Below are 25,521 nucleotides of genomic sequence, written 5' to 3'. Positions count from 1 at the left end.
TGTCCTCAGGCCTTCCAAAGCACCAGGTGCTCAACAATCGGGCCCAAAGCAAGTGAGGGAACGTAGTTCAGCAGGCCGACGAGCAGCACGACACCGACCAGCAGGCCAACGAACAAGGGGCCATGCGTGGGCAAGGTGCCCGCGCCCACCGGGATGCGCTTCTTGGCGCCCAGGCTGCCGGCAATCGCCAGCACGGGCACGATCACGCCGAAGCGACCCAGCCACATGGCCAGACCCAGCAAGGTGTTGTAGAAGGGCGTGTTGGCCGAGAGGCCAGCGAAGGCCGAGCCGTTGTTATTGCCGGCCGAGGTCAGGGCGTACAAGATTTCCGAGAAGCCATGGGCGCCGGGGTTGGCCACACCGGCCTTGCCCGCGTCGGCCAGTACCGCCACGGCCGTGCCGATCAGCACCACCATGGGCGTGACCAAGATGGCGATGGACACCATCTTCATCTCAAAGCTCTCAACCTTCTTGCCCAGGTACTCGGGCGTGCGGCCTATCATCAAACCAGCGATAAACACGGCCAGCATGGCGAAGATCAACATGCCGTAAAGACCGGTGCCCACGCCGCCGAAGACCACCTCACCCAGCTGCATCATCACCAGGGGCACCATGCCACCCAGCGGGGTCATGGAGTCGTGCATGGAGTTGACGGCACCGCAGGAGGCACCGGTCGTCACCACCACAAACAGGGAAGTGGCGTTGACACCGAAGCGAGTCTCCTTGCCTTCCATATTGCCGCCGGCTTGCCACTGGCTCATCTGCTGATCCACGCCCAACGCGTTCAAGCTGGGGTTGCCGGCCTGCTCCGCACTGGTGGCGGCGATCACGCCGACGATGAACATCAGGCTCATGGCGGCCAGGATCGTCACACCCTGGCGGCTGTCGCCCACCATCTGACCGAATGTGAAGCACAGCGCGGCCGGGATCAGGAAGATGGCCAGCATCTGCGCCAGATTGGACAGGGGCGTGGGGTTCTCAAAAGGGTGAGCCGAGTTGGCATTGAAGAAGCCACCGCCATTGGTACCCAGCAGCTTGATCGCTTCTTGCGAGGCGACCGGGCCCATGGCCAATTGCTGGGTCGAGCTGACGGCCTCTTCGGTCAAGACCTGACCCTTGTCGTCCTTGAGCGGCTGGCCATCCGCGCCCAGCTTGGGCGTTTGATAGTGGTTGGCTTCCAGCGTCGTCACGTCTTTGTAGGCGTCGAAGTTCTGAATCACGCCTTGGCTGACAAAGAACAAGGCGAACACCAAGGACACAGGCAGCAAGATCCACAAGGTGATGCGAGTCAGGTCGGCCCAGAAATTGCCAATGCTGCGGCTGCTCTTGCCCACAAAGCCCCGCATCAGCGCGAACACCACGGCAATGCCGGTGGCGGCCGAGACAAAGTTCTGCACCGTCAGCGCCAGCATCTGGGTCAGATAGCTCATGGTGGACTCGCCGCCATAGCCTTGCCAGTTGGTGTTGGTGACGAAGCTGATGGCGGTATTGAAGGACGAGTCCGGCGACACCGCGCCAAAGCCTTGCGGATTCAGCGGCAGCACACCCTGAAAACGCTGCAGGCCATAAGCCGCCAGCACACCGATGAAGTTGAACAGCAGCAGGCCCAGCGCATAGCGCTTCCAGCCCATGCCCTCCTCGGGCTTGACGCCGGCCAGCTTGTAAAAGCCCACCTCAATCGTCTGCATCCAGCGCGGCAAGCGCCCCTGTGCGACGGCGGCGAGCCAACGCGATAGCGGCCAGGCGGCCGCGATCAGCAAGCCCATATACAGGGCCAAATTGATCCATCCCAAGGCATTCATATCAGAACTCCTCGGCGCGCAAGAGCGCGTAGACCAGATACACGAACAGGCCGGCGGCAGCCAGGCCGCTCAAGAGATAGAGCGCGCTCATTCCTTGGCACCCCCAGCTTGGCGATCACCCAGGCGATCACCCAGAACCGCCAGGCCCAACATCAGGGCAAAGAGCGCGGCGCTCAAGCCCAAAAAGATCCAATCCATTGCATGCTCACAAAACTGTTGAGATGCTCAGGAGGATAAAAATTGACGCCTCAGATTGCTGTAGAAGCTGCAGGGGCCGGTATCAAGATTTCATAAAGAGCGCGTCAAAACGACAGCAGGGCCCGCCTCTTGCGAAGCGGGCCCTGCTGAAGGCCGAATATAAAAACTAAATCAATGCAGCGCGGGCAGCTGGCGAACCGCCTTGATGGCGCCCTCGCCCATGGCCGCCCCAAAGCGCTTGGCCAGGCGTTCGGCGACGTTGTCACGCGGGGTGTAGTCCACCACCTCTTCGGCCTTGACGACCTCGCGGGCCACAAAGTCCAGATTGCCCATGGCGTCAGCCAATCCCAGCTTGACGGCCTGCTCGCCGTTCCAGAACAGGCCGGAGAAGATTTCCGGCGTTTCATGCAGGCGCTTGCCGCGGCCCTCACGCACGACGGCGATGAACTGCTGATGAATCTGATCCAGCATGGCCTGGGCATAGGCTTGCTGTTTGGGGCTGACGCTGCTGAAGGGGTCCAGCATGGCTTTGTTCTCGCCGGCCGTCATCAAGCGGCGCTCCACGCCCAGCTTGTTCATCAGGCCAGTGAAGCCGAAGCCGTCCATCAGCACGCCGATGGAGCCCACCACCGAGGCCTTGTCCACATAAATCTCATCGGCACCGGCAGCGATGTAGTAGGCGCCAGAGGCGCACATCTCTTCCACCACGGCATAGACCTTCTTGTCATGCTTGGCCTTCAGGCGCTTGAGCTCGTCGTAAACGATGCCGGCCTGCACCGGGCTGCCACCGGGCGAGTTGATGCGCAAGACCACGGCCTGCGAGCCCGGGTCTTCAAAAGCCTGCTTCAGGGCCGAGAGCAGCAGCTCGGCGCTGGCCTCGGTATCGGCTGCGATCTCGCCGCGCACCTCGACCAGGGCCGTGTGCGGCGTGCTGGACGTCGTGGTGTGGTGGTGCTGCTGCGAGAACAGGGCCCAGCCCACAAACACCAGCAAGGCCAGCCAAAACATGCGGGTGAAGGTGCGCCAGCGGCGCTCGCTGCGGCGATCTTGCATGTACTCGCGCGCGAACTGAACCAGCACGGCCTCGTAGCCGGCCACCCCAGTCTTGGCCTGGGCAGGTGCCGGCTCGGTCGGCTCGGGGCTCGTCTGTGCTGCGGCCGGCAGGACGGGGTCCGGCATGGCCGGCGGCAGATCATCGTTTGGGTTCATGGATACGCTCTAACTTCCAGGCAATTTCGTTATTCGTTCAATCTTCAAAAACCGGCTTGGTATCGCGAGAAGGATACCAATAGACCTGACCCTCGCGTTCCTGCACCTCGATCTTGGTCAGGCCCATGCGGCCGCACATGCCGGTCACGCAGCGCCCGGTCAGCGGGTCATAGACCGCGCCGTGGATGGAACACATGATGTATTTTTTGTCGCGATCGAGGAACTCGCCCTCCTGCCAATCCATCTCGGTGGGCACATGGGCGCAGCGGTTCAGATAGGCCACGACCTGGCCTTCAAAGCGCAGGGCGAAGGCGCGGGCGGGCTCGCGATACTGCAGCACATCAAAGCTGTGAGCGCGGCCGCGCTCCTGCAATTCCTCGGAGGCGCAGAGCGCGATGGCCGGCACAGCGGCTTTGTCTTGATCAGGCATGGCGGAGCAACCAGTCGTGTAAATCGGGCACCGAATGCGCCACATGCAAGGGACTCAAATCGGCAAAGGTGTTGGCATCGTGGGCGCCATAGCTGACGCCCACGCTGGCGGCGCCGGCATTCAAGGCCAGCTGCAGATCGTGGGTGGTGTCGCCAATCATCAGGGTGCGCTCGGGCTCGACGCCAAACTCGCGCATCAGCTCCAGCAACATGGTGGGATTGGGTTTGCCGGCCGTCTCATCAGCCGTGCGTGTGCCGTCGAAGACGCCGCGCAACTCCACCGTCTGCAAGGCCTCGTCCAGGCCACGACGGCTCTTGCCCGTGGCCACGGCCAGCCAGTGATGGCGGGCCTTGAGCGCCGTCAGCATCTCCAGCGTGCCTTGGAACAGGGTCAACTCATGCTGAGCGGCCAGGTAGTGCGTGCGAAAGCGCTGGCCCATCTCGGGATAGCGGCTGGGGTCCAAGCCGGGCACGGCGTGGGCCAGCGCGGCCTGCAAGCCCATGCCGATCACATAGCTGGCCTGCTGTTCGCTGGGCCGGGGCAGGCCCAGATCCTCGGCCGCAGCCTGGATGCTGCGGGTGATCAGGGCGGTGGAATCGAACAGGGTGCCATCCCAGTCGAAGGCGATCAGATCGAATCGTTGGGGACGCATCTTGTCTAGATTACTTTTTGAGGCTCAACTCACTCAGCAGCTGCGCGCATTCCTCGGGCAGCGGCGCCATCAACTCGATCTCCTGCTTGCTGGCCGGGTGCACAAAGCGCAGACGCTTGGCGTGCAAAAACATGCGGTCGAATTTGTGCGCGCCACGCGCCATGGCCCGGTTGTGCTCAAAGTCCCCGTACTTGGGGTCACCCAGGATGACGTGGCCGGCATGGGCCAGATGGACCCGGATCTGGTGGGTGCGGCCGGTCTTGATGGTCACATCCAGCAGGCTATGGCCTTGCAGGCGCTGCGCCACTTTGACCAGGCTGATCGAGCGCTTGGCCTGTTCGGCATGCGGGTCGTGCGAGTTCTCCACCGCCCTCACCCAGCGTTCGCCATCGCTGCCTATGAACTTGAGCAAGGGCACGTCGATGACTTTTTTGTTCTCCGGCCACTCGCCCAACACCAGGGCCGCATAGGTCTTGCCCGTTTCGCGTTCGCGGAACTGGTCTTGCAAGTCCACCAAGGCGCTGCGCTTTTTTGCGATCAGCAGCAGGCCGGAGGTCTCTTTGTCCAGGCGGTGCACCAATTCCAGGAACTTGGCCTGCGGCCGCGCCTGACGCAGCTGCTCGATCACCCCGAAGCTGACGCCCGAGCCGCCATGCACGGCCACGCCGGCCGGCTTGTTGACGGCCAGCAGATGATCGTCCTCGAACACGATGGGGAACTCGCGTGCCGGCACAAAGGCCTTGGCCTCCTCCACCACCCGCTCGGGCAGACGCACGGGCGGTATGCGCACCTCATCCCCCAGCTCCAGGCGGGTTTCGGCATGGGCACGGCCCTTGTTGACCCGCACCTCACCGGCCCGGATGACGCGGTAGACATGCGTTTTGGGCACGCCCTTGAGTTCGCGCAGCAAGAAGTTATCCAGGCGCTGCCCCGCCGAGCCTTCGTCGACAAGCACGCGCCGAACCACGGGCGCCGGCGCCGGGACGGCGGCCGGAGACGGCGCTTGCGCAGCCAAAACAGGCCGAGGAAGCGCTGCTTTGGGCTTGGAAGTTGGTACGCGCTCACCGCGCAATGCTTTGCCCGGCGACTGAACTGCGCCGCTTTGTCCGCCCATTCTTCGGGTTTTCGCGGCGGCAGGCGCGCTGGCTTTCGCCCTTATAATGTTGCTCACCACGTAACCGCCGTAAGTATTTGATTTGTCTAATTTTACCCGGCGCGGGGCATGACCCGGCGAAGGGCTGTATAGAACTTCAAATATGGCTACGGTGAGCAGGTGGTGAGTCGGGGCAGATGTTATGTTTGCCCCGAACAACAAAAGGTGATGCAACGCGCATCGACTGGGAGAGGGCCTTGTCCCCAAGTGACAAGGCGGCTCCTGGCGCAGCGCGGCAGAGCAATGTAGAACGAACCACACCGAGCAGGGCCCAGAGATGGATCTGGCGCTGCTGGGTACAGACAAGGTTTTTAAGAATTCCAGGCGGGTCGACCCATGGTCCGACCATCTGGAATTAGCGGCCGACTTCATCGCAGATGTTCCCCTCCTCTCCCCTCACCCCCCACCGCACCCGTGTGCAGCCCCGGCCAGACGCCGGCGAGGCTGCAGCGCGTCGCCGTGGCCGGGCCGCGCCGCATCATCGGACCCAGGTCCGAGCGGCGTGTTCACGGGATCGGCTAGTAACAAAGCAAGTCACGCCGCACGCGCCAACGCTGACCTCCTGATCGATATCGGCAAACGACATCGGTTGAACGGTCAGTCCAGGGCGATTCCTTCCTCGGTTCCTCAACATTGCCCGTGCATCTGGTGTTGCCGCGCAAGCACTTTTTCGCTTGGGCGGCTTCGTGATGCTGCGCGCCCCGGGCTGGCCTGAACCGCCAACCGGCTGTGCGCGCGAGGAGTGATGTCAATGAAACGCATGCTGATCAATGCGACGCAGCCCGAAGAGCGGCGCCTCGCAATCGTTGATGGCCAAAAGCTGCTGGACTTCGAGACCGAAATCGAAGGCCGTGAGCAGCGCAAAGGCAATATCTACAAAGCCGTCGTGACCCGGGTCGAGCCCTCGCTCGAAGCCTGTTTTGTCGACTACGGCGAAGACCGCCACGGCTTCCTGCCCTTCAAGGAAATCGCCCGCCAGTACTTCCGCGAAGGCGTGGACGTGCGCACCGCCCGCGTGCAGGATGCGATCAAGGAAGGCCAGGAACTGCTGGTCCAGGTCGAAAAAGAAGAGCGTGGCAACAAGGGCGCAGCCCTGACCACCTTCGTCTCGCTGGCCGGCCGCTATCTGGTGCTGATGCCTAACAACCCCCGCGGTGGTGGCGTTTCGCGCCGCATCGAGGGCGAAGACCGCGAAGAGCTGAAGGAAAACCTCGACCAGCTCGAATACCCCAAGGGCATGAGCTTGATCGCTCGCACCGCAGGCATCGGCCGCTCCGCCGCCGAACTGCAGTGGGACCTGAACTACATGCTCAAGCTCTGGACCGCCATCGACGATGCGGCCAAGGGCGGCAAGGGCGCCTACCTGATCTACCAGGAATCCAGCCTGGTGATTCGCGCGATCCGCGACTACTTCACCGCTGATGTTGGTGAAATCCTGATCGACACCGACGACCTGTTCGAACAGGCCCACCAGTTCATGAACCACGTGATGCCCGATCAAGGCCATCGCGTGAAGCGCTATCGCGACGACGCACCGCTGTTCAGCCGTTTCCAGATCGAACACCAGATCGAAACCGCCTTCAGCCGCACCGTCAACCTGCCTTCGGGCGGCGCCATCGTGATCGACCACACCGAAGCCCTGGTTTCGGTGGACGTCAACTCGGCTCGCTCCACCCGGGGCGGCGATATCGAAGAAACCGCTACCCGTACCAACCTCGAAGCCGCCGATGAAATCGCGCGCCAGATGCGCTTGCGCGACCTGGGCGGCCTGATCGTGGTGGACTTCATCGATATGGAGGAGTCCAAAAACCGCCGCGAGGTCGAGCAACGCCTGCGCGATGCCCTGCGCCAGGACCGTGCCCGCGTGCAGTTCGCCTCCATCAGCAAGTTCGGCCTGCTGGAGCTCTCGCGTCAGCGCCTGCGCCCGTCCCTGAGCGAAGGCAACCACATCACCTGCCCGCGTTGCAACGGCACCGGCCACATCCGCGACACCGAGTCCTCGGCGCTGCAGATCCTGCGCATGGTTCAGGAAGAGTCCATGAAGGACAACACCGCCGCCGTGCACGTGCAGGTGCCGGTGGAAGTGACCTCCTTCTTGCTGAATGAGAAGCGCACCGAGATCACCAAGATCGAGTTGAAGCAACGCGTCACCGTGCTGCTGGTGCCCAACAAGCATCTGGAAACGCCCAACTACAAGCTGGAACGCCTGCGCCACGACGACCCCCGTCTGGAAAACCTGCAAGCCAGCTACACCATGATCGAAGAGCAGCAAGACGAGGTGGGCATCACCCGGCGCAGCGATTCGGACAAGGGCCGCAGCAAGCAAGAGCCGGTGATCAAGGGCATCCTGCCCGAGCAACCCGCGCCCATGCCCTCGGCAGCCCCGGCCAAGACCGAAGCAGCCAAGGCCAGCGCCGCCCCGGCAGCCGCAGCCCCCGCCAACAGCGGTGGCTTCTTCAGCTGGCTGAAGGGTTTGTTCGGCGCGCCCGCACCGGCAGCCGCCCCGGCCAAGACGGAAAGCAAGCCCGCCGCTGGCGACAAGTCTGAGCGTGGCGAGCGCGGTGAGCGCAGCAAGCGCGAAGGTGGCCGTGACGGTGCTCGCGGTGGCCGCGAAGGTCGTGAGGGTCGCGACGGCCGTGGCCGTGGTGGCGAGCGCGCCGGTGCGGAACGCAGCGAGCGCGGTGATCGCAATGCCAAGCGTGAAGGTGGCCGCGATGCCAACCGTGATGCCAACCGCGAAGGCGGCAAGCCGCAAGAAGCCCGCGGTGAGCGCCCCGAAGGCCAACGCCCCGAGCGCGCGGAACGCCCTGAGCGTGGTGATCGCAACGGCAACCGCCGCGGTGAACCCCGTGCCGAGCGCGGCAGCGAAGCCAAGCCCGAAGGCCAAGCCGCTAACGAGCAAACCCAACGCAATGACCGTGCAGACCGTGGCGGCGAGCGCGTGGAAGGCGGCCGCCGCCCCCGTGGCGAGCGTCAGCCTCGCGCCGAGCGTGCTGCCGACGAGCAAACACAGCAGCAACTGAACGCCGCCCAGGAAGCCCCGGGCTTTGTCGACAGCCAGAACCTGCAAGTCGCACAGACCGAGGGTGACGGCAACGCCGACAACGGCGCCAGCAACGAGGAGCGTCAAGGCCGCGGCCGTCGTCGTCGTCGCAATGGTCGCGAGCGTGAGGAAGGCCAGGCGGTCGAAGGCAGCGAAGCTCAGGACGCCAATGCCGAGAACCAAGCAGCCGGCAGCCAAGCCGAAGGCGTGGAAGGCAATGAGTCTGGCGAAGCCGCTGAAACTGGCGAAGCCGGTGATGCAACTGAGGGCCGTGGCGGCCGTGGTGGACGCAATCGCGGCCGCGATCGTGGCCCTAGGCGCGAGCGTGGCGAACGTGGCGAGCGCGCCGAGCGCCCGGCCGATGAGGCCGGCACGCAAGAGCAAGCCGCCCTGCCCCTGAGCACGGGCACGGAAGCCGCCGCAGCGCCTGCTGCCGAAGTGACGAGCAGCCCGGTGGTGGAAGCTCCCGCCGCCAGCGTTGCCGCGCCGATCGCCGCTCCTGTGGCCGCCGCAGCGGTCGTGGTTGCCGAAGTCGCTGCACCCGTGGCCGCTCCCGCAGCCCCTGCGCAACCGGCTTTTGTGCTGGCCATTGATGAGCTGCAAGCCATTGCCGCCGGCAGCGGTCTGCAGTGGGTCAACTCGGATGCCGAGAAGATCCGCGCCGCGCAGGAAGCGATTGCGGCCGAGCCTAAGCCCGTCCATGTGCCCCGCGAGCCCAAGCCCGTGGTGGTGCTCGACGAAGGCCCGCTGGTGCTGGTCGAGACCCGCAAGGATCTGGCCCAGATCAAGCTGCCTTTCGAAGCCTGAAAGCACCCCCGGGCCCAAGGCCCGGAACAGCAGCAAGTCCAGCTTGAGCTGGACTTCTGATCGATCAAGCCGCCGCGCTGCAAAGCCCGGCGGCTTTTTTTCGTGAAGAAGATCCGCCGCTGGGTGGCTAGCGGCGCCACCCAAGCCGGCGAAGAATTACCCAGCGCCCGCCAGCCGACCCAGGCTATTTGCGGACAAGTTCCTGGCTCAGGTGCCGCAGAAAGTCTTGTAGCAGGCCGTCACCGAGGCCGCAGCGGGCTCGGCGTACGCGGCGTCTTCGGCCCGCTCCTCAAAGGGCTTGGCCAACACCTCCAAGAGGCGCTCGAAAGGGGCGAAGTCACTCGCCTCAACCGCTGCCGTCAGCGCCGCCTCGACCTGGTGATTGCGCGGGATGTAGATGGGGTTGACGCGGCGCATGGCCTTGGCCTGTGCGTCGCCATGCTGCGTTAGCTCATACCAGCGGCTCAACCAGGCTTGCAGCTCGGGCTCGGCCGTGCCGAACAACTGGCGCAGCGGCGCTTCATTGCCCGCAGCCGCATCGGCCAGGCGGCGGTGCGCCAGGGTGTAGTCGAGGGCATGGCTTTGCAGCAGAGCCAGGAAGTCGGCGGCCAGCGCCAGCTCGGCCTCGCCCTGCCCCTTCAAGCCCAGCTTGGCCTGTTGCAGCGCCCGCCACTCACGCTCGTAGTGCGGCACAAAGGAATGCAGCAATGCCAGGGCACGCTCATGGGCGCGGTCCTGATCGGTGGCTATCAGCGGCAGCAAGCTCTCAGCAAAGCGGGCCAAATTCCATTGCGCGATCTTGGGCTGATTGCCAAAGGCATAGCGGCCGCCCCTGTCGATGGAGCTGAACACCGTCTGCGGGTCGTAATGCTCCATGAAGGCGCAGGGGCCGTAATCGATGGTCTCGCCCGAGATCGTCATATTGTCGGTATTCATCACCCCGTGGATGAAGCCCACGCCCATCCACTGTGCAATCAAGGCGGCTTGGCGACGGATGACGGCGTCGAGCAAACCGGCATAACGCTCGGATTCGGGTAGCTCGATTAAGGCCGGGTCATGGCGATGAATCGCATAGTCGGCCAAGCGCCTCAACTTCTCTTCATCCTGCCGAGCGGCGAAGAATTCAAAAGTGCCCACGCGCAGATGGCTGGCCGCCACCCGGCACAGGATGGCGCCGGGCAAGAGACGGTCGCGCATCACCTGCCCGCCGGTGGCCACGGCCGCCAGCGCGCGGGTCGTGGGGATGCCCAGCGCGTGCATGGCCTCGCCCAGCAGGTACTCGCGCAAGACCGGCCCCAGCGCGGCCAGGCCATCGCCACCGCGCGAGAACGGCGTGCGCCCCGAGCCCTTGAAGGCGATGTCGCGGCGGCAGCCCTGGGTGTCGATCACCTCACCCAGCAGCAGGGCCCGGCCGTCACCCAGTTGCGGTGAGAAATGGCCGAACTGATGGCCAGCATAGGCCTGGGCCAGAGGATGAGCCCCGGCAGGCACTTGATTACCGGCGAGTAGGGCCAGACCTGCCGGCGAGGCCATGGCCTGGGCGTCCAGTCCCAGTTCCTCGGCCAGAACTGTGTTGAGGCGAATCAGCTGGGGACGGGGCGAGCCCGCGGGCTGCCAGTCCACATACAGGTCCACCAGATCACGGGCATAGCTGTTGTCGAACTGGATTTGGGGCGCGGAGACTTGCGCACTCATTCCGCTGAACTTTGACGCTTGGGCAGCTTCCAGCCCAGCCGCACAAAGTGGCAGGTGTAGCCATCGGGTTTGCGCAGCAGATAGTCCTGGTGCTCGGGCTCGGCTTCCCAGAAGGGGCCGGCGGGGGCCAGCTCCGTCACCACCTTGCCGGGCCAGAGTCCCGAGGCCTCGACGTCGGCGATGGTGTTCAGCGCCACCCGCTTTTGCTCATCGGAGGTGTAAAAAATCGCCGAGCGGTAGGAACTGCCGAGGTCATTGCCCTGGCGCATGGGCGTGGTGGGGTCGTGGATCTGGAAGAAGAACTCCAGCAGCTCACGAAAGCTCAGGCGCATGGGGTCAAACAGAACCTCCAGCACCTCGGCATGGCTGCCGTGATTGCGGTAAGTGGCGTTGGGCACATCGCCGCCGCTATAGCCCACGCGCGTGCTGATGACGCCGGGCATTTTGCGCACAAGATCCTGCATGCCCCAGAAGCAACCGCCGGCGAGTATGGCTTTTTCAAAACTGCTCATGTCGTTTGTCCTCACTTGACCAGGCCCGAAAGTACACCAGGCAGCAAGGCCTTGCCGAGCACGGGCGATTACTCCCAAGGCCTCAGGCCAGGCGTTCGACCGCCGCCAGATAGCGCGGATTGCGCATCAATTCATCCCAGGTCAGGGGCACGGTCTGGGGCAGCAGATCCAGGCGGCGGGATTCGCTATCCGGCTCGGGTGTCCAGCGCCCTGAGGCCTGCGCCTGGCTCAGGCCAGCCAGCAACTCGTCGATGGCAGCACCGCCCTCCACCGCCGATTGATTGCACAGCAGCACCAGATCACAACCCGCGTCGAGCGCAGCCAGGGCCGCCTCGGTGTAGCCGATCGCCCGGCCTTCCAGCACGCGGGCACCCGCCATGCCTAGGTCGTCGCTGAAGATGGCGCCGCCAAAGCCCAGGCGCTCGCGCAGCACTTCTTGCAGCCAGCGACGGCTAAAGCCGGCCGGGCGGCTATCGACCTTGGGGTAGATCACATGGGCGGGCATCACGGCCGAAAGGCTCAGGGACAGCCACTCAAAAGGCTTGGCATCCGCCGCCAGAATGGCTTTGAGGCTGCGTTTGTCCACCGGCACATCGACGTGGCTGTCGGCCGCCACAAAACCGTGGCCGGGGAAATGTTTGCCACAGCTGCTCATGCCCGCCAGCAGCAGGCCTTGCATCAGGCTCTTGGCCAGGACGCTGACCACCCGCGGGTCGCTATGAAAAGCGCGCTCGCCGATGACGCGGCTGAGCGAGGCGCCGGCCGCGTCTTGATGATCCAGATCCAGCACCGGCGTGAAGCTGAAGTCCACACCGCAGGCGCGCAACTCGGCCGCCAGCACAAAGCCGCTGGCGGTGGCGGCCTCGGTGGCGCGCATGGCGTCCTTCATCCATAACTCGCCAAGCGCGCGCATGGCAGGCAAATGGGTAAAGCCGTCGCTGCGGAAGCGCTGCACCCGGCCGCCCTCGTGGTCGACGGCGATCAAGATGTCGGGGCGAATCGCCTTGATGCTGGAGGTCAGCGCCACCAGCTGGGCGCGGCTCTCAAAATTGCGCGCGAACAAAATCAGGCCACCGACCAGCGGGTGGGTGAGGCGCTGCGCCTCGACTTCGGTCAGGGCGAGGCCCGCGACGTCGAGCACCACGGGGGCGTGGGGAGTGTCTTGCATCTTCATCAATCTTTCGTTTCCACCACCACAAAGGCGGCGGCATATTCGGTTTCGTCGGTCACGCTGACATGCGCCTTCAAGCCCTTGGCCTCAAACCAGATTGCTAACTCGCCATGCAGACGGATCTCGGGCTTGCCGCTGACGGCCTTGACGATCTCGCAGTCGCGCCAGGTCATAGGCATGCGCATGCCCATACCAATCGCCTTGGAGAAGGCTTCCTTGGCCGAGAAGCGGGTGGCCAGATAGCTGATGCCGCGCGCTGGCACGCGCTCGCTGCGCTCGCGGAACACCGCCAGCTCATGCGGGCCCAAGACCTTCTCGGCAAAGCGCTCACCGCGCCGCGCCAAGGTTTCGCGGATGCGGCGGATGTCGCAGATGTCGGTGCCTATGCCGTAAATCATGCGCTTTGCTCCAGCGCCGGCCAGCCCAGGACCTCATTGCGATGGCGCTGGCCATCCAGCTCGAACCAGCTCTCGCCCCACAGCTGCGCACCCTCACGGCGATAAAAACGCAGGGCCCCCGTATTGCCTTCCCAGCTGCTGAGCCAGAGCGCTCGCTCGGGCCATTCCTGCCGCGCCTGACGCAGCAGGCGGGCACCCAGGCCATGGCCCACGCAAGGCGGGGCGATGTAGAGACGCTGCAACTCCACGGCCGACTCACTGCCCTGGGGCAGCTCCGCCGGGCACTCAGTGGCCTCGCTGAGCTGGGCCCAGCCTTGCAGCATCTCGCCCTGCTCCAGCACCCAGTGGCGACCCAGATCGAGGGCGCGGCGCAGGGCCTGCTCGTCAAAGGCCTCGCGCAAATAGGCCGCTGAGGCCTCGTTGACGCCTTGATCGGCATAGCTGCTCAGCCAAACCCAGCGCGCCAAGGCCGCGATGCGCGGCGCGTCAGCGGGCCGACCCGGCCGCATCTGCGTAGCAGCAAAGAAGTTCATCCGAGGTAGGCCTTTTGAATGCAGCGCTGGTACTCGCGTACGGTCTCGGTATAGCCCAGCTCCAAGGCGTCGGCGATCAAGGCGTGGCCGATGGAGACCTCTTGCACGCCGGGCACGGCGCGCAGGAATGCCGTTAGGTTGTCGCGATTCAAATCATGGCCGGCGTTCACGCCCAGACCCACGGCCAAGGCCGCTTCGGCCGTGCGGGTGAAGCCGGCCAGCACGGCGGCTTGGGCCTCTGTGCCATAAGAGCTGGCGAAGGTCTCGGTGTAAAGCTCCACCCGATCAGCACCCAACTGCGCCACAAAGGCCATGGCCTCGGGCACAGGGTCCATGAACAAGCTGACGCGAACGCCCAGGGCCTTGGCCTCGGCCACCAGAGGCGCCAGGCGCTCCAGATCGGCAGGGAATTGCCAGCCGTGGTCGGAGGTGAACTGGTCTTCGCTATCGGGCACAAAAGTGACCTGATGAGGGCGCAGCTCACGCACAAAGTCCATCAGGTTCTGGGTCGGGTTCCCCTCGATGTTGTATTCCACCTGCGGCCAGTCGCGACGCAGCAGCTCGGCCAAGTTATGCACGTCCTGCGTGCGGATGTGGCGGGCGTCGGGCCGCGGGTGCACGGTGATGCCTTGCGCCCCGGCCAGCAAACAGGCCTCGGCCGCGCGCACAACGCTGGGGATGCCCAGATGGCGGGTATTGCGCAGCAAGGCCACCTTGTTGACGTTGACCGACAAGGCGCAGCGGCCGCCGGCGGCATGGTGGGAGCTGGACTCGGGGGCGACCAAGGGATTCATAGGTGGCTTTCTTTTCTACAGCGTGTCGTTCGATCAATCGATGAGCTTTTGCACATCCACCATCACCTGGCGGGTGCGCAAGGGCTTTTGGCCCAGATGATAGTGAAGCAGGCTGCGCAGGCTTTGGCGCAGCGGGGCTAAGCAAGACCCACAGGCATATTGCAGGGCGGCGCTGCTGCCATGCAGCAGGGCGGCTTGCAGCTGAATCAGGCTGGCGCCGCTGAAGGCCGCGGCCTCGCCGGCATGGGGCAAGACGCCAGCTTCGGCGCTAAGCATATAGCTCCGGCCCGCATCCAGCGGCGCCTGGGTGATGGTGGACAGGCTCAGATCGGGCAGCAGGCCAATCTCCAGCAACAGGCGCAGCTCAAAAGCGCGCAAGGCGGCTTGCGATTGCGCATCTTCCTGCGCATGCAGCTGAGGAATGGTGTCGGCGTAAGCGTCGAAGAGCTGGGGGTGCGGGTCCTGCCGAGCCAGCAACTTGAGCAGCAGCTCGTTGAGGTAATAACCAGAGAACAGCGCGGCACCGGTGGGCAAGGTCATGCCGCCGGCCCATTCGGCCCCGCGCAGGGTCACGACCTCGGCGCTGCCGCCATCCGAGGTCTTGCCCGGCTTGGACAAGGTCACCTGGATGCGCTGAAAAGGCAGGAGCACGGCGCGCAGCTGCGAGTACGGCCGTTTGGCGCCCTTGGCGACCACGGCGATACGGCCCTGCTCGCGGGTGAACAAGTCCAACACCAGGCTGGTCTCACTCCAGTCGTACTGATGCAGGACGAAGGCTTGTTGAACGGCCGGTGGGCGGGCAACGCGGGCCATCAGGGCAGCGAGAAGGCTTTACTCGTAGCCGTAGGAGCGCAGATGCTCTTCGGTGTCGGCCCAGCCGGAGCGGACCTTGACCCACAACTCCAGGAAGACACGGCCGTCCATGAGATGCTCCAGCTCTTGGCGGGCCTCGGAGCCGATGCGCTTCAGGCGCTCACCGCCCTGGCCGATGATCATGCCCTTGTGGGCGTCTTTCTCCACCACGATGGAGGCGGAGATGCGGCGCAGCTCGCCCTCGTCTTCCCATTTGTCGATCACGACGGTGGAGGTGTAAGGCAGCTCATCGCCGGTCAGGCGGAACAGCTTCTCGCGGATGATTTCGCTGGCCAGGAATTTCTCTGAGCGATCGGTCAGTGCGTCCTCTTCGTAGAACCAGCCCTGCTCGGGCAGATAGGGCTTGAGGATCTTGAACAGCCGCGCCACATCGGCCTCTTTCTTGGCCGAGAGCGGCACGAACTCGGCGAAGTTGCGCCGCTCCTGCATGCTCTTGAGCCAAGGTGCCAGCTCGGCGCGGCGGTTCACGGCGTCCAGCTTGTTGGCGATCATCACCACCGGCTTGTCTTCCGGCAGCAGGGACAAGACCTTGGCATCGTCCAGGCCGAAACGGCCGGCTTCCAGCACGTAAAGAACCAGGTCCACATCACCCAGCACGCTGTGCACCGTGCGGTTCAGATTGCGGTTCAGAGCCGCGTTGTGCTTCATCTGGAAGCCGGGGGTGTCGACGAAGACGAACTGCGCTTCATCGACCGTGCGCACGCCGGTGATGCGGTGGCGGGTGGTCTGAGCCTTGTCCGAGGTGATGCTGACCTTTTGCCCCACCAGGGCATTGAGCAGGGTGGACTTGCCCACATTGGGGCGGCCCACGATGGCGATCAGGCCGCAACGCTGGGCAGGCTCTTGGCCCTCTCCGCTGGGGGTGACGGGAGGCAGGGTGGATTCGGTCATGGGGTGGACGGCTTGTGGCCGCTCTCAGAAAAACTTAGGGGCCGCCTCGGCGCCACCCTGAGCGCTGGCCGGCCGGTGGGCAGGCTGCAGCAGGGGTGAGCTAGGCGGGGAGGCAGGCATCAATCTCGCAGGCCTGAGCCTGGCTTGTCGCGTGCAATCAATTCATCCAGCATGCGGCGGGCCGCATCCTGTTCGGCGACGCGGCGCGAACGCCCCTCGCCTTTACGGCTCAAACTCAGGGAAGGCACGGCGCACTCGACCTCAAAGGTCTGGGCATGGGCCTGGCCACGGGTTTCGGTGATGGTGTAGCTGGGCACGGCCAGTCGGCGGGCCTGCAACCATTCTTGCAAAGCCGTCTTGGCGTCCTTGCCCCAGTTCTCCCCACCACCGGCCTGCGCGGCCTGGTTGATGACATCGGACAGGAGCTTGCGCACCAGCTCCAGCGCCGGGGCATAGCCGCCGTCGACAAAGGTGGCACCGATCAAGGCCTCGACCGCATCGGCCAGGATGGAGGCGCGCTGCGCGCCACCGCCCTTGGCCTCGCCTTCCGAGAGGCGCACAACCCGAGGCAAATCCAGGCTCAGGGCCAGGCGGTGCAGGCTGTCCTCGCGCACCATATGCGCGCGGATGCGGGTCAGGTCACCTTCGTCCGAACCGGCAAAGCGCTCGTACAGCAGGCTGGAGACGGCCAGGCTCAGCACCGCGTCGCCGAGGAACTCCAGGCGCTCGTTATGGTCCGCACCAAAGCTGCGATGCGTCAGCGCACGGGTCAGCAGCTCAGGCTGGCTAAAGCGATAACCCAGGCGTTGCTGAAGAGAGGCGAGCTGCGGATTCATGGCGACTGAAACAAAATCAATTCCGAAAGACTGGGGGTCAACGCGAGCTGCCCTCGTACTTGATCAGCAGATACGCCGGGCCCATCAAGGGGATCTGCTTGTCGTAGGCAAAGCTGATCTTGACCTTGTCGTTTTCCTTGCCAACTTCGAGGTCGGAGGCTGTGATGCTGACGATGGAATACTCAATCTGGCGGGCCCGCTCGAAATCGGCGCGCACGGCCGGCACGGTGGCCGGGTTCTCGCTCGCGATGCGATTGATGACGCGCTGGATGGTGTAGTACTCCAGCACCGTGGGGAAGACGCGCGCTGCCAGCACACCCACAAAAGCCAAGATCACGCCCCAAAACAAAAGCCCAAACAGGCTGATACCGCGCTGCCCTGCCCGAGCCGGGGCCGAAGCCAGGGTGCGCGGGCGGTGTGTCACTGCGAGGCCGTTCTGAGGCATGACTGGATTTCCTGTGTTGTGAAAGCGGGTCTGCAAAAAGCGGGGGTTGGGAGGCAAGCGCGGCTCAGTTGAAGGCGCCGATGCGCTTGAGATTACCGAAATTCATCCAAACAAAGAAGGCCTTGCCGACGATGTTCTCATCCGGCACAAAGCCCCAGTAGCGGGAGTCGCGCGAGTTGTCGCGGTTGTCACCCAGCATGTAGTAGTAGCCCGCCGGCACCTTGCAGGTGACGCCCTCGGGGCTGTACTTGCAGTTCTCCTGGAAGGGGAAAGGGCCGTCCTTGCGATCGGGATGGAACATCGGGTGACGATTGGGGTCCACCAGCATCTGATGCTCCTTCTCGCCCAGCTTCTCCAGGAAGCGCGGACGGTAGGACATGGAGCTCTCGTCGTAGAAGTCGCCCTGAGGCTGAACCTCGGTGGGCTTGCCGTTGACGTAGAGCTTTTGGTTCAGATAGCTGACCTCGTCGCCAGGAATCGCGGCCACGCGTTTGATGAAGTCCACGCTAGTGTCTTCGGGGAAGCGGAACACCATCACGTCGCCGCGCTTCACCTCGTTGTTGGCGATGATCTTTTTATTGATCACCGGCAAGCGCACGCCGTAGTGGAACTTGTTCACCAGAATCAGGTCGCCCACCAGCAGGGTCGGCACCATGGAGCCCGAGGGAATCTTGAAGGGCTCGAACAAGAAGGAGCGCAGCAGGAAGACGATCAGGATGACGGGGAAGAGACCTGCGGTCCAGTCCATCCACCAGGGTTGCTGCAGGACTTGCTGACGCGCCACTTCCACATCACCATCGACGCGGGCAATGCCCTGCGCGGCCAGGGTCTGGCGACGCTTGGCATCGTTCTCCAGCAAGTCGGCCGCGGCCTTGGCCCGGGCCGGCGCGAAATGGAATCGCTCAGCCAGCCAGAAGGCCAGCGTGACCATGGTCAGGATGAACAGCAGCAGCGAGAAGTTGCCGCTCCAGTAGCCGGTATACCAGCCGCCCAGGTAAGCCGCGAGGACGGCGTAAAGAATTCCGGTCAGAGCACTCATCAATCGTCGTCTTCGTTTTTAGGGTTCGGTTGCTGATCAATCGTCGACTTGCAGAATGGCCAGGAAGGCTTCCTGCGGCACTTCCACGGAGCCCACCTGCTTCATGCGCTTCTTGCCGGCCTTCTGCTTTTCGAGCAGCTTGCGCTTACGCGTGATGTCACCGCCGTAGCATTTTGCCAGCACGTTTTTACGCAAGGCCTTGATGTTCTCGCGGGCGATGATGTTGGAGCCAATGGCGGCCTGGATCACCACGTCATACATCTGACGCGGAATGTGCTCGCGCATCTTGGCGGCCACACCGCGGCCGCGGAACTGGCTTTGCTGGCGGTGCACGATCAGGGACAAAGCATCGACCCGGTCGCCGTTGATCAGAATGTCCACCTTCACCACATCAGAGGCGCGGTACTCCTTGAACTCATAGTCCATGGAGGCATAGCCGCGCGAGACGCTCTTGAGCTTGTCAAAGAAGTCCAGCACGATTTCGGCCAGCGGCATCTCATAGGTCAGCATGACCTGACGACCGTGGTAGGCCATATTGATCTGGTTGCCGCGCTTCTGATTGGCCAGGGTCATCACCGGGCCAACATAGTCTTGCGGCATATAGAGATGCACGGTCACGATGGGCTCGCGGATCTCCTGCATCAGACCCAGCTCGGGCATCTTGGAGGGGTTCTCAACCTCGATCACCGTGCCGTCGTTGAGCAGCACCTCGTAAACCACGCTGGGTGCGGTGGTGATCAGGTCCTGATCAAACTCGCGCTCCAGTCGCTCCTGCACGATCTCCATATGCAGCAGGCCCAGGAAGCCGCAGCGGAAGCCAAAGCCCAGGGCTTGCGACACCTCGGGCTCGTAGCGCAGCGAGGAGTCATTGAGCTTGAGCTTTTCCAGCGCATCACGCAGCTGGTCGTACTCGCTCGCTTCGGTCGGGTAGAGACCGGCGAAGACCTGGGGCTGAATTTCCTTGAAGCCGGGCAAGGCCGCTTCGGCCGGACCCAGATTGTTGGGCAGCTTCTTTTCCAGCGTGATGGTGTCGCCGACCTTGGCGGCCTGCAACTCCTTGATACCGGCGATGACAAAGCCCACCTCACCCGCATTGAGCTGATCACGCTTCTCGGACTTGGGCGCGAACACGCCCAGATGCTCGGCCGGGTAGACGGCGTCGGAGGCCATCATGCGGATGCGCTCGCCCTTCTTTAACGTGCCGTCGACCACCCGCACCAGCATCACCACGCCCACATAGGCGTCGTACCAGCTGTCGATGATCATGGCGCGCAGGGGCGCCTCGACCACGCCTTGCGGCGGGGGCATGCGCGCGATCACCGCCTCAAGAATCTCATCGATGCCCATGCCGGTCTTGGCGCTGCAAGGAATCGCGTCGGTGGCGTCGATGCCGATCACGTCCTCGATCTCGGCCTTGGCGTTGTCCGGGTCTGCACTGGGCAGGTCCATCTTGTTCAGCACCGGCACCACTTCCACGCCCAGATCCAGTGCGGTATAGCAGTTAGCCACGGTCTGCGCCTCCACGCCCTGGCTGGCGTCGACCACCAGCAGCGCGCCCTCGCAGGCCGACAACGAGCGGCTGACTTCGTAGGAGAAGTCCACATGCCCGGGGGTGTCGATCAAATTGAGGTTGTAGGTCTTGCCGTCCTTGGCCTTGTACTGCAGAGAAGCAGTCTGGGCCTTGATGGTGATGCCGCGCTCGCGCTCGATGTCCATCGAGTCCAGCACCTGCGCTTCCATCTCGCGGTCCGACAGACCTCCACAGCGTTGAATGATGCGATCTGCCAGCGTGCTCTTGCCGTGGTCGATGTGGGCGATGATGGAGAAATTACGGATGTGGTTCATGCTGTCTTCTGCGGCGCGGAGCGGAAGTTACAAGGGCGCAAGCCCTTGCGTTGGAGGCTCATATCGCGCAGCGATGTGAAGGCCCTGAAGGGGCCGTGCCGTAAACAAAAAAAAGGCACGTCGAAACGGTGACGCGCCTTCCAACAAAACGTATGGCAACTGCTTGTTGGGCTTCCATTGTAGCGAAAAGCCCTGTCCTGGAAACCGCCCAACCTTGGCTTTCAAGGTCGTTGCGGCCCGCCAACATCAAAGTTATCAACAACTTATCAACAGGACACCAGGGATATCTTGTGGAAAAGCCTAGGCTCGTCGGAGCCTCTTGAGCTTTGAGCTCATTTGCAGCGCGTCAGCCATGCAAAGAGTGCAATTCGGTCCCCGATTCTAGCCGACAAGCTCAAGAATCCTTGGCCAACAAGCCTAAGTTAGCGCCTGCAAACGGAAATTCTGGGCGTTTGGCGGATCCCCGCGTAGAGAAAATGGCGGGCCTCATATTTCATGATGAGGAAAGACCCGCCATCGGACTCCGCTTTCAGGGCAGCAAGCGAGCTCAGTGCGCAGGCCGCAGCAAGACGAAACTGACCACGTCGTCACGGCGCACCACCAGGTTGATCACCTTGGCCTTCTCCAGCTTGGCCAGCTGCGCCTGGAACTGCTTGACGCTGGTGACCTCAACGTTATCCACCGACAAGATCAGATCGCCTTCGCGCAGGCCGGCACGCGCGGCCACCCCATTGGCAGCGTCCACGCGCACGCCGGCGCGCAGCTTCAGCTCCTTCTTCTGCGGTTCGGGGATCTCGGAGATTTGCAGACCCAGGGCCGCCGCCGAGCTGGGCGCTGCCTTGGTATCGGGCTCGCTACCGGCACGCGCCTGCTTGTCGCTAGGCATCTCGGCGATGGTGATGCTGAGGTCTTTGTAAGCGCCACGTCGATAAACCTGCACGGTGCTCTTGGCACCGGGCTTGAGACCCGCCACCACACGGCGCAGATCGCTGGCCTTCTCAATGGTCTTGCCGTCGAACTTGGTGATCAAGTCACCGCCCTCGATGCCAGCCTTGTCTGCCGCGCCACCCGCCGTCACGCTACGGATCACCGCGCCGGTGGGCTTGCCCAGGCCGATGGACTCGGCCACTTCCTTGCTCAAATCATCGGGGGCCACGCCGATGAAGCCGCGCACCACCTTGCCGCTGGCGCGCAGTTGGTCAGACACACGGATGGCCTCATCGATGGGGATCGCAAAAGAGATGCCCATAAAGCCACCGGACTGGCTGTAGATCTGCGAGTTGATGCCCACCACCTCGCCGCGCATATTCAAGAGCGGGCCGCCGGAGTTGCCGGGGTTGATGGCCACATCGGTTTGGATGAAGGGCAAGAAGTCGCCGGTATCGCGCGCCTTGGCGCTGACGATGCCGGCGGTGACGCTATTGTCAAAGCCAAAGGGCGAGCCAATGGCCATCACCCACTCGCCCACCTTGAGTCGGCCCACATCGCCGATCTTCACCGAAGGTAGGCCGCTGGCCTCGATTTTCAGCACGGCCACATCGGTGCGCACATCGGAGCCAATCAGCTTGGCCTTGAACTCGCGCTTGTCGGTCAGGGTGACGAAGACTTCGTCCGCACCGTTCACCACATGGGCATTGGTCATCACATAGCCGTCGGCGCTCAACACAAAGCCCGAGCCGATGCCACGGCGCTGCGGCGCATCGTCCTCCCCTCCCCGCGGAGCGCCCCGGCGCTGGCCTGGCAGGGGAATGCCGAAGCGACGCAGAAACTCCTGCATCTGCTCGTCCATTTCGGGTCCGCCGTTGGTAGCTAGCTTGGCGCGCTCAGAGGTGCGGATATTGACGACGGCCGGGCCGACCTTTTCCACCAACTCGGTGAAGTCCGGCAGATCCCGTGCCTGCGCTGCGGCCACCGTGGGCGCAAGGCTCAAGCTCAGAGACAGCACCGCCGCCGAAAGAAGAATGCGAGAGAAACCAGGCTTGCGCACGATGGCAAGAGTTCGGGAGGACTGGGAAGTGACGGACGTTGAAGGCATGGTCGATTCAAGTGCTCACAAAGGGTTCAGGAAAAAGGGCCGCAACGCAGCACCGAGTGCTCGGGATTTTGGGGCCGAGGCCCCGGGATTCAAGCTCAATTTACGCATAGCAACAAGCGTGCAAACTATATTGGCATGGTCCTGCAGAGCTTGCGAAAGTCATGGACTGCTTGGCTCGCGGAGCTTGGCCGAGTAAAGCGTGGCGCGCAGCGCTGTCCATTGCGAGCCGATCGCGCCTCGGCTCAAAGGCAGGTACGCAGGGCCCGACCAGAACCCCAGCTGCTGACGCCGCACACGCAGCAAAAGCCAATCGCCCAGATCCATCACGGGCTGAAGCTGTACCGGCATCGTGGCCTCCTGCTCCAAGGTTGAGGCATAGCGCCAACACTCGCCGTCCCATTGCAGACGGCAAGGGGCAAAGCCAGCACCACGCCAGCCCAGCCAGGCCACCAAGGGCAGAAGCAAGAGCGAAGGCCAGGCCCAGGGGAAATGCGCGATGCAAGCCATGCAGGCCGCGGCCGCAGCCAGGACGGCCAGCGCAGCGATCAAGGCCTGCAGCTGCCGCTGCGGCAAGACATCCACCCGGAGGGCCGGTGCGTGGCGCGAGTTCATGGCCAGAATGCAAAACAGGCCCGCAGGCCTGTTTCTTGAGACGAGGGAGACATGACTTCTTGCATCAAGGCAAAAGGCTGGTCTCCCATGGCATCGCGCCTTTTAGATCTTCTTGAAGATCAGCGTCCCGTTGGTGCCGCCGAAACCAAAGTTGTTCTTGGCGGCGTACTCAATCTTCATGGGCCGCGCTTCGTTGGCGCAGTAGTCCAGATCGCACTCGGGATCTTGGTTGAAGATATTGATGGTGGGCGGCGCCACCTGGTTGTGCACCGCCAAAACGGTGAACACGGATTCGATACCACCGGCACCACCGAGCAAATGCCCGGTCATGGACTTGGTGGAACTGATCACCAGATTCTTGGCGTGATCCCCAAATGCCAGCTTGATGGCATTGGTTTCGTTCAGATCGCCCAGCGGCGTCGAGGTGCCGTGTGCGTTCATGTAATTGATTTGGTCGGCGTTCAGGCCGGCATTGCGCAAGGCCGCCTTCATGGAACGCTTGGGACCGTCCACGCTGGGCGCGGTCATGTGATAGGCGTCGGCACCCATGCCAAAGCCCGAGAGCTCGGCATAAATCTTGGCACCACGCTTTTTGGCGTGTTCGTACTCTTCGAGCACCAGCACACCGCCCCCCTCGCCCAAGACAAAACCGTCACGGTCTTTGTCCCAGGGACGGGATGCGGTCTTGGGGTCTTCGTTGCGCGTGGACAGAGCCCGCGCCGAGGCAAAGCCTCCGATACCCAAGGGCGACACGGTCGATTCCGCGCCACCTGCAATCATCACGTCGGCATCGCCGTATTCAATCAGCCGCCCTGCTTCACCAATGGCGTGCAGGCCAGTGGTGCAGGCCGTCACGATGGCCAGGTTCGGACCTTGGAATCCGTACTTGATCGAGACATGGCCCGAGATCATATTGATGATCGAGGCCGGCACAAAAAAAGGCGAAATCCGACGCGGGCCGCGCGCGACGTACTCTGCATGGGTTTCTTCGATCAGCGGCAAGCCGCCAATGCCCGAACCCACCAGCACGCCGATGCGCTCGGCTTGCTCTTCGCTCAACTGATCTCCGGTCGGCAGACCGGCGTCCTGCACCGCTTGAATGGACGCTGCCAATCCGTAATGGATGAAGCGATCCATGGTCCGTGCTTCTTTGCTGGACATGTAGTCGGCAACATCGAAGCCCTTCACCTCACCAGCGAACTGGCAGGAGAAGGCAGAAGCATCAAATCGAGTGATGCGGTCAATGCCGGACTGACCGGCCAAGATATTGGCCCAGCCCTCAGCCACCGTGTTACCCACGGGGCTGATCAGACCAAGACCAGTGACGACGACGCGACGACGGCTCATGCGGTGCGGGGATCAGTTAATCGAATTGCCGGAGCTTGGAAGCTCAGGCCTTCTGGTGCTTGACGGCGTAGTCAATCGCCAGCTGAACGCTGGTGATCTTCTCGGCTTCTTCATCGGGGATTTCGATGCCGAACTCGTCTTCGAGTGCCATCACCAATTCCACGGTGTCGAGCGAGTCTGCGCCCAGATCGGCCACGAAGGCCTTTTCGTTGGTCACATCGGACTCAGGGACGCCGAGTTGCTCGGCGATGATTTTCTTGACACGTGCTTCGATATCGCTCATGGACTCCTCCGGGAGGGGTTTGCTAGGAACAGCCCGGGATTCTAAGGCCTCTAGGGTGACGACTCTAGGAAGAGACGCAAATCACACTGGAGGCGCTTCACCGGCCGGGCAAATCCGGTGGGTACTGGCGGAATGCCAGTACCTCAAATCAATTCATAAACATGCCGCCGTTGACGTGCAGCTCACTGCCCGTAATGTAGGCGGCCTTGGGCGAAGCCAGGAAGGCGACGGCATCGGCAATTTCCCGCGCCTCACCCAAACGACCCACCGGGATCTGCGCCAGCAAGGCGGCTTTTTGCGCCTCGGGCAAGACCTCGGTCATATCGGTGGCGATAAAGCCAGGGGCCACGCAGTTGACGGTGATGCCGCGGCTGCCCAGTTCACGCGCCAGTGAGCGCGTCATGCCCGCCACGCCGGCCTTGGCCGCTGCGTAATTGGCTTGACCGGGGTTGCCGGAGGCGCCCACCACCGAAGTGATGTTGATGATGCGGCCGTAGCGCTGCTTCATCATGGTCCGCATCACGGCACGGCTCATGCGGAAGACGGCCTTGAGATTGGTGTCCATCACCGCATCCCAGTCCTCGTCCTTCATGCGCATGGACAGCGTGTCGCGGGTGATGCCGGCGTTGTTGACGAGCACCTGCAGGCCGCCATGAGCCTTGACGATGCCATCCACAGCCGCTTCGACCGCCGCCGCATCATTCACATTCAGGGCGATGCCTCGGCCACCCAGAGGGCTCAGGGCTTCTGTGATGGCAGCGGCGCCGGATTCGGTCGTGGCCGTGCCGATCACAACGAGGCCTTGCTCGGCCAGACTCAGGGCGATGGAGCGGCCAATGCCACGGCTGGCGCCGGTGACCAGAGCGATCTGGCCCTTGAATTCTGTGTTGTCACTCATGCTTGTCTTCTGCTTGTCTA

24 protein-coding genes are annotated in these 25,521 nt (G+C 63.4%); 1 reads left to right on the top strand and 23 read right to left on the bottom strand.

The window, feature by feature from the left end:
* Positions 1-5: 5 nt before the first annotated feature.
* The 6 genes from kdpA to DBR47_RS15080 all read right to left on the bottom strand — a co-directional run bounded on the left by kdpA (position 6) and on the right by DBR47_RS15080 (position 5,246).
* Positions 6-1,802, bottom strand: coding sequence for a potassium-transporting ATPase subunit KdpA (gene kdpA / locus DBR47_RS15105; protein WP_124451491.1), 1,797 nt, complete (start codon positions 1,800-1,802; stop codon positions 6-8).
* Position 1,803: 1 nt separating this feature from the next.
* Positions 1,804-1,893, bottom strand: coding sequence for a K(+)-transporting ATPase subunit F (gene kdpF, locus DBR47_RS15100; RefSeq protein WP_082679719.1), 90 nt, complete (start codon positions 1,891-1,893; stop codon positions 1,804-1,806).
* Between the two features lie 278 nt (positions 1,894-2,171).
* Positions 2,172-3,209 carry a S49 family peptidase gene (locus DBR47_RS15095; protein ID WP_124451489.1) on the bottom strand — a complete coding sequence of 346 codons (1,038 nt, stop codon included), beginning with the start codon at positions 3,207-3,209 and terminating at the stop codon, positions 2,172-2,174.
* Between the two features lie 37 nt (positions 3,210-3,246).
* On the bottom strand, positions 3,247-3,639 hold the full coding sequence (locus DBR47_RS15090; RefSeq protein WP_124451487.1) for a Rieske 2Fe-2S domain-containing protein: 393 nt from the start codon (positions 3,637-3,639) through the stop codon (positions 3,247-3,249).
* Positions 3,632-4,291 carry an HAD family hydrolase gene (locus DBR47_RS15085; protein ID WP_124451485.1) on the bottom strand — a complete coding sequence of 220 codons (660 nt, stop codon included), beginning with the start codon at positions 4,289-4,291 and terminating at the stop codon, positions 3,632-3,634. Before DBR47_RS15085 ends, DBR47_RS15090 begins: the two co-directional genes overlap by 8 nt.
* 10 nt (positions 4,292-4,301) lie before the next feature.
* Positions 4,302-5,246 carry an RluA family pseudouridine synthase gene (locus DBR47_RS15080; RefSeq protein ID WP_370454923.1) on the bottom strand — a complete coding sequence of 315 codons (945 nt, stop codon included), beginning with the start codon at positions 5,244-5,246 and terminating at the stop codon, positions 4,302-4,304.
* Positions 5,247-6,195: 949 nt separating this feature from the next.
* On the opposite strand from DBR47_RS15080, the gene DBR47_RS15075 reads away from it, so the two are divergent.
* The gene (locus tag DBR47_RS15075) at positions 6,196-9,294 is read left to right on the top strand and encodes an Rne/Rng family ribonuclease (RefSeq protein WP_124451481.1); all 3,099 of its coding nucleotides are present in this window, start codon (positions 6,196-6,198) and stop codon (positions 9,292-9,294) included.
* Positions 9,295-9,501: 207 nt separating this feature from the next.
* On the opposite strand, the gene DBR47_RS15070 is transcribed toward DBR47_RS15075, so the two are convergent.
* From DBR47_RS15070 to fabG, 17 genes are all read right to left on the bottom strand, one after another.
* Positions 9,502-10,989, bottom strand: coding sequence for a YdiU family protein (locus tag DBR47_RS15070; protein WP_124451479.1), 1,488 nt, complete (start codon positions 10,987-10,989; stop codon positions 9,502-9,504).
* On the bottom strand, positions 10,986-11,501 hold the full coding sequence (gene msrA / locus DBR47_RS15065; RefSeq protein ID WP_124451477.1) for a peptide-methionine (S)-S-oxide reductase MsrA: 516 nt from the start codon (positions 11,499-11,501) through the stop codon (positions 10,986-10,988). Before msrA ends, DBR47_RS15070 begins: the two co-directional genes overlap by 4 nt.
* An 82-nt stretch (positions 11,502-11,583) precedes the next feature.
* A complete protein-coding gene (nagZ, locus tag DBR47_RS15060) occupies positions 11,584-12,669 on the bottom strand; it encodes a beta-N-acetylhexosaminidase (protein ID WP_124451475.1) in 1,086 nt (361 codons plus the stop codon).
* Positions 12,670-12,674: 5 nt separating this feature from the next.
* A complete protein-coding gene (acpS, locus tag DBR47_RS15055) occupies positions 12,675-13,070 on the bottom strand; it encodes a holo-ACP synthase (protein ID WP_124451473.1) in 396 nt (131 codons plus the stop codon).
* Positions 13,067-13,603: a GNAT family N-acetyltransferase gene (locus tag DBR47_RS15050; RefSeq protein ID WP_124451471.1), complete on the bottom strand. Its 537-nt coding sequence runs from the start codon at positions 13,601-13,603 to the stop codon at positions 13,067-13,069. Before DBR47_RS15050 ends, acpS begins: the two co-directional genes overlap by 4 nt.
* Positions 13,600-14,397, bottom strand: coding sequence for a pyridoxine 5'-phosphate synthase (locus DBR47_RS15045; protein ID WP_124451469.1), 798 nt, complete (start codon positions 14,395-14,397; stop codon positions 13,600-13,602). The genes DBR47_RS15050 and DBR47_RS15045 overlap by 4 nt, the downstream gene beginning before the upstream one ends.
* A 33-nt stretch (positions 14,398-14,430) precedes the next feature.
* Entirely contained in the window at positions 14,431-15,210 is a 780-nt protein-coding gene (gene recO / locus DBR47_RS15040) for a DNA repair protein RecO (RefSeq protein WP_124451467.1), read from the bottom strand.
* A gap of 18 nt (positions 15,211-15,228) precedes the next feature.
* Entirely contained in the window at positions 15,229-16,161 is a 933-nt protein-coding gene (gene era / locus DBR47_RS15035; protein WP_124451465.1) for a GTPase Era, read from the bottom strand.
* Positions 16,162-16,280: 119 nt separating this feature from the next.
* Positions 16,281-16,997: a ribonuclease III gene (gene rnc, locus DBR47_RS15030; protein WP_124451464.1), complete on the bottom strand. Its 717-nt coding sequence runs from the start codon at positions 16,995-16,997 to the stop codon at positions 16,281-16,283.
* A gap of 37 nt (positions 16,998-17,034) precedes the next feature.
* Entirely contained in the window at positions 17,035-17,442 is a 408-nt protein-coding gene (locus DBR47_RS15025; RefSeq protein ID WP_124451462.1) for a DUF4845 domain-containing protein, read from the bottom strand.
* Positions 17,443-17,506: 64 nt separating this feature from the next.
* A complete protein-coding gene (gene lepB / locus DBR47_RS15020) occupies positions 17,507-18,481 on the bottom strand; it encodes a signal peptidase I (RefSeq protein WP_124451460.1) in 975 nt (324 codons plus the stop codon).
* 36 nt (positions 18,482-18,517) lie between these two features.
* On the bottom strand, positions 18,518-20,326 hold the full coding sequence (gene lepA, locus DBR47_RS15015; protein WP_124451458.1) for a translation elongation factor 4: 1,809 nt from the start codon (positions 20,324-20,326) through the stop codon (positions 18,518-18,520).
* Between the two features lie 547 nt (positions 20,327-20,873).
* The gene (locus DBR47_RS15010) at positions 20,874-22,361 is read right to left on the bottom strand and encodes a DegQ family serine endoprotease (RefSeq protein WP_124451456.1); all 1,488 of its coding nucleotides are present in this window, start codon (positions 22,359-22,361) and stop codon (positions 20,874-20,876) included.
* Positions 22,362-22,520: 159 nt separating this feature from the next.
* Positions 22,521-22,973, bottom strand: a complete 453-nt coding sequence (locus tag DBR47_RS15005; protein WP_124451454.1) for a hypothetical protein — start codon at positions 22,971-22,973, stop codon at positions 22,521-22,523.
* Between the two features lie 102 nt (positions 22,974-23,075).
* Positions 23,076-24,320 carry a beta-ketoacyl-ACP synthase II gene (gene fabF, locus DBR47_RS15000; protein WP_124451452.1) on the bottom strand — a complete coding sequence of 415 codons (1,245 nt, stop codon included), beginning with the start codon at positions 24,318-24,320 and terminating at the stop codon, positions 23,076-23,078.
* 43 nt (positions 24,321-24,363) lie between these two features.
* Entirely contained in the window at positions 24,364-24,603 is a 240-nt protein-coding gene (gene acpP, locus DBR47_RS14995) for an acyl carrier protein (protein WP_102767677.1), read from the bottom strand.
* A gap of 148 nt (positions 24,604-24,751) precedes the next feature.
* On the bottom strand, positions 24,752-25,501 hold the full coding sequence (fabG, locus tag DBR47_RS14990) for a 3-oxoacyl-ACP reductase FabG (protein WP_124451450.1): 750 nt from the start codon (positions 25,499-25,501) through the stop codon (positions 24,752-24,754).
* Between the last annotated feature and the right edge of the window lie 20 nt (positions 25,502-25,521).

Source organism: Paucibacter sp. KBW04, from assembly GCF_003852425.1.
Lineage (GTDB): Bacteria > Pseudomonadota > Gammaproteobacteria > Burkholderiales > Burkholderiaceae_C > Paucibacter_A.
The sequence above is the reverse complement of the archived record's forward strand: the minus strand, read 5'-3'. Positions and strand labels throughout refer to the sequence as shown.

What these genes read in the sequence shown, in the direction of transcription:
- kdpA (WP_124451491.1), bottom strand. Translation starts at nt 1,802, where the DNA reads ATGAATGCCTTGGGATGGATCAATTTGGCCCTGTATATGGGCTTGCTG.
- kdpF (WP_082679719.1), bottom strand. Translation starts at nt 1,893, where the DNA reads ATGAGCGCGCTCTATCTCTTGAGCGGCCTGGCTGCCGCCGGCCTGTTC.
- DBR47_RS15095 (WP_124451489.1), bottom strand. Translation starts at nt 3,209, where the DNA reads ATGAACCCAAACGATGATCTGCCGCCGGCCATGCCGGACCCCGTCCTG.
- DBR47_RS15090 (WP_124451487.1), bottom strand. Translation starts at nt 3,639, where the DNA reads ATGCCTGATCAAGACAAAGCCGCTGTGCCGGCCATCGCGCTCTGCGCC.
- DBR47_RS15085 (WP_124451485.1), bottom strand. Translation starts at nt 4,291, where the DNA reads ATGCGTCCCCAACGATTCGATCTGATCGCCTTCGACTGGGATGGCACC.
- DBR47_RS15075 (WP_124451481.1), top strand. Translation starts at nt 6,196, where the DNA reads ATGAAACGCATGCTGATCAATGCGACGCAGCCCGAAGAGCGGCGCCTC.
- DBR47_RS15070 (WP_124451479.1), bottom strand. Translation starts at nt 10,989, where the DNA reads ATGAGTGCGCAAGTCTCCGCGCCCCAAATCCAGTTCGACAACAGCTAT.
- msrA (WP_124451477.1), bottom strand. Translation starts at nt 11,501, where the DNA reads ATGAGCAGTTTTGAAAAAGCCATACTCGCCGGCGGTTGCTTCTGGGGC.
- nagZ (WP_124451475.1), bottom strand. Translation starts at nt 12,669, where the DNA reads ATGCAAGACACTCCCCACGCCCCCGTGGTGCTCGACGTCGCGGGCCTC.
- acpS (WP_124451473.1), bottom strand. Translation starts at nt 13,070, where the DNA reads ATGATTTACGGCATAGGCACCGACATCTGCGACATCCGCCGCATCCGC.
- DBR47_RS15050 (WP_124451471.1), bottom strand. Translation starts at nt 13,603, where the DNA reads ATGAACTTCTTTGCTGCTACGCAGATGCGGCCGGGTCGGCCCGCTGAC.
- DBR47_RS15045 (WP_124451469.1), bottom strand. Translation starts at nt 14,397, where the DNA reads ATGAATCCCTTGGTCGCCCCCGAGTCCAGCTCCCACCATGCCGCCGGC.
- recO (WP_124451467.1), bottom strand. Translation starts at nt 15,210, where the DNA reads ATGGCCCGCGTTGCCCGCCCACCGGCCGTTCAACAAGCCTTCGTCCTG.
- era (WP_124451465.1), bottom strand. Translation starts at nt 16,161, where the DNA reads ATGACCGAATCCACCCTGCCTCCCGTCACCCCCAGCGGAGAGGGCCAA.
- rnc (WP_124451464.1), bottom strand. Translation starts at nt 16,997, where the DNA reads ATGAATCCGCAGCTCGCCTCTCTTCAGCAACGCCTGGGTTATCGCTTT.
- DBR47_RS15025 (WP_124451462.1), bottom strand. Translation starts at nt 17,442, where the DNA reads ATGCCTCAGAACGGCCTCGCAGTGACACACCGCCCGCGCACCCTGGCT.
- lepB (WP_124451460.1), bottom strand. Translation starts at nt 18,481, where the DNA reads ATGAGTGCTCTGACCGGAATTCTTTACGCCGTCCTCGCGGCTTACCTG.
- lepA (WP_124451458.1), bottom strand. Translation starts at nt 20,326, where the DNA reads ATGAACCACATCCGTAATTTCTCCATCATCGCCCACATCGACCACGGC.
- DBR47_RS15010 (WP_124451456.1), bottom strand. Translation starts at nt 22,361, where the DNA reads ATGCCTTCAACGTCCGTCACTTCCCAGTCCTCCCGAACTCTTGCCATC.
- DBR47_RS15005 (WP_124451454.1), bottom strand. Translation starts at nt 22,973, where the DNA reads ATGAACTCGCGCCACGCACCGGCCCTCCGGGTGGATGTCTTGCCGCAG.
- fabF (WP_124451452.1), bottom strand. Translation starts at nt 24,320, where the DNA reads ATGAGCCGTCGTCGCGTCGTCGTCACTGGTCTTGGTCTGATCAGCCCC.
- acpP (WP_102767677.1), bottom strand. Translation starts at nt 24,603, where the DNA reads ATGAGCGATATCGAAGCACGTGTCAAGAAAATCATCGCCGAGCAACTC.
- fabG (WP_124451450.1), bottom strand. Translation starts at nt 25,501, where the DNA reads ATGAGTGACAACACAGAATTCAAGGGCCAGATCGCTCTGGTCACCGGC.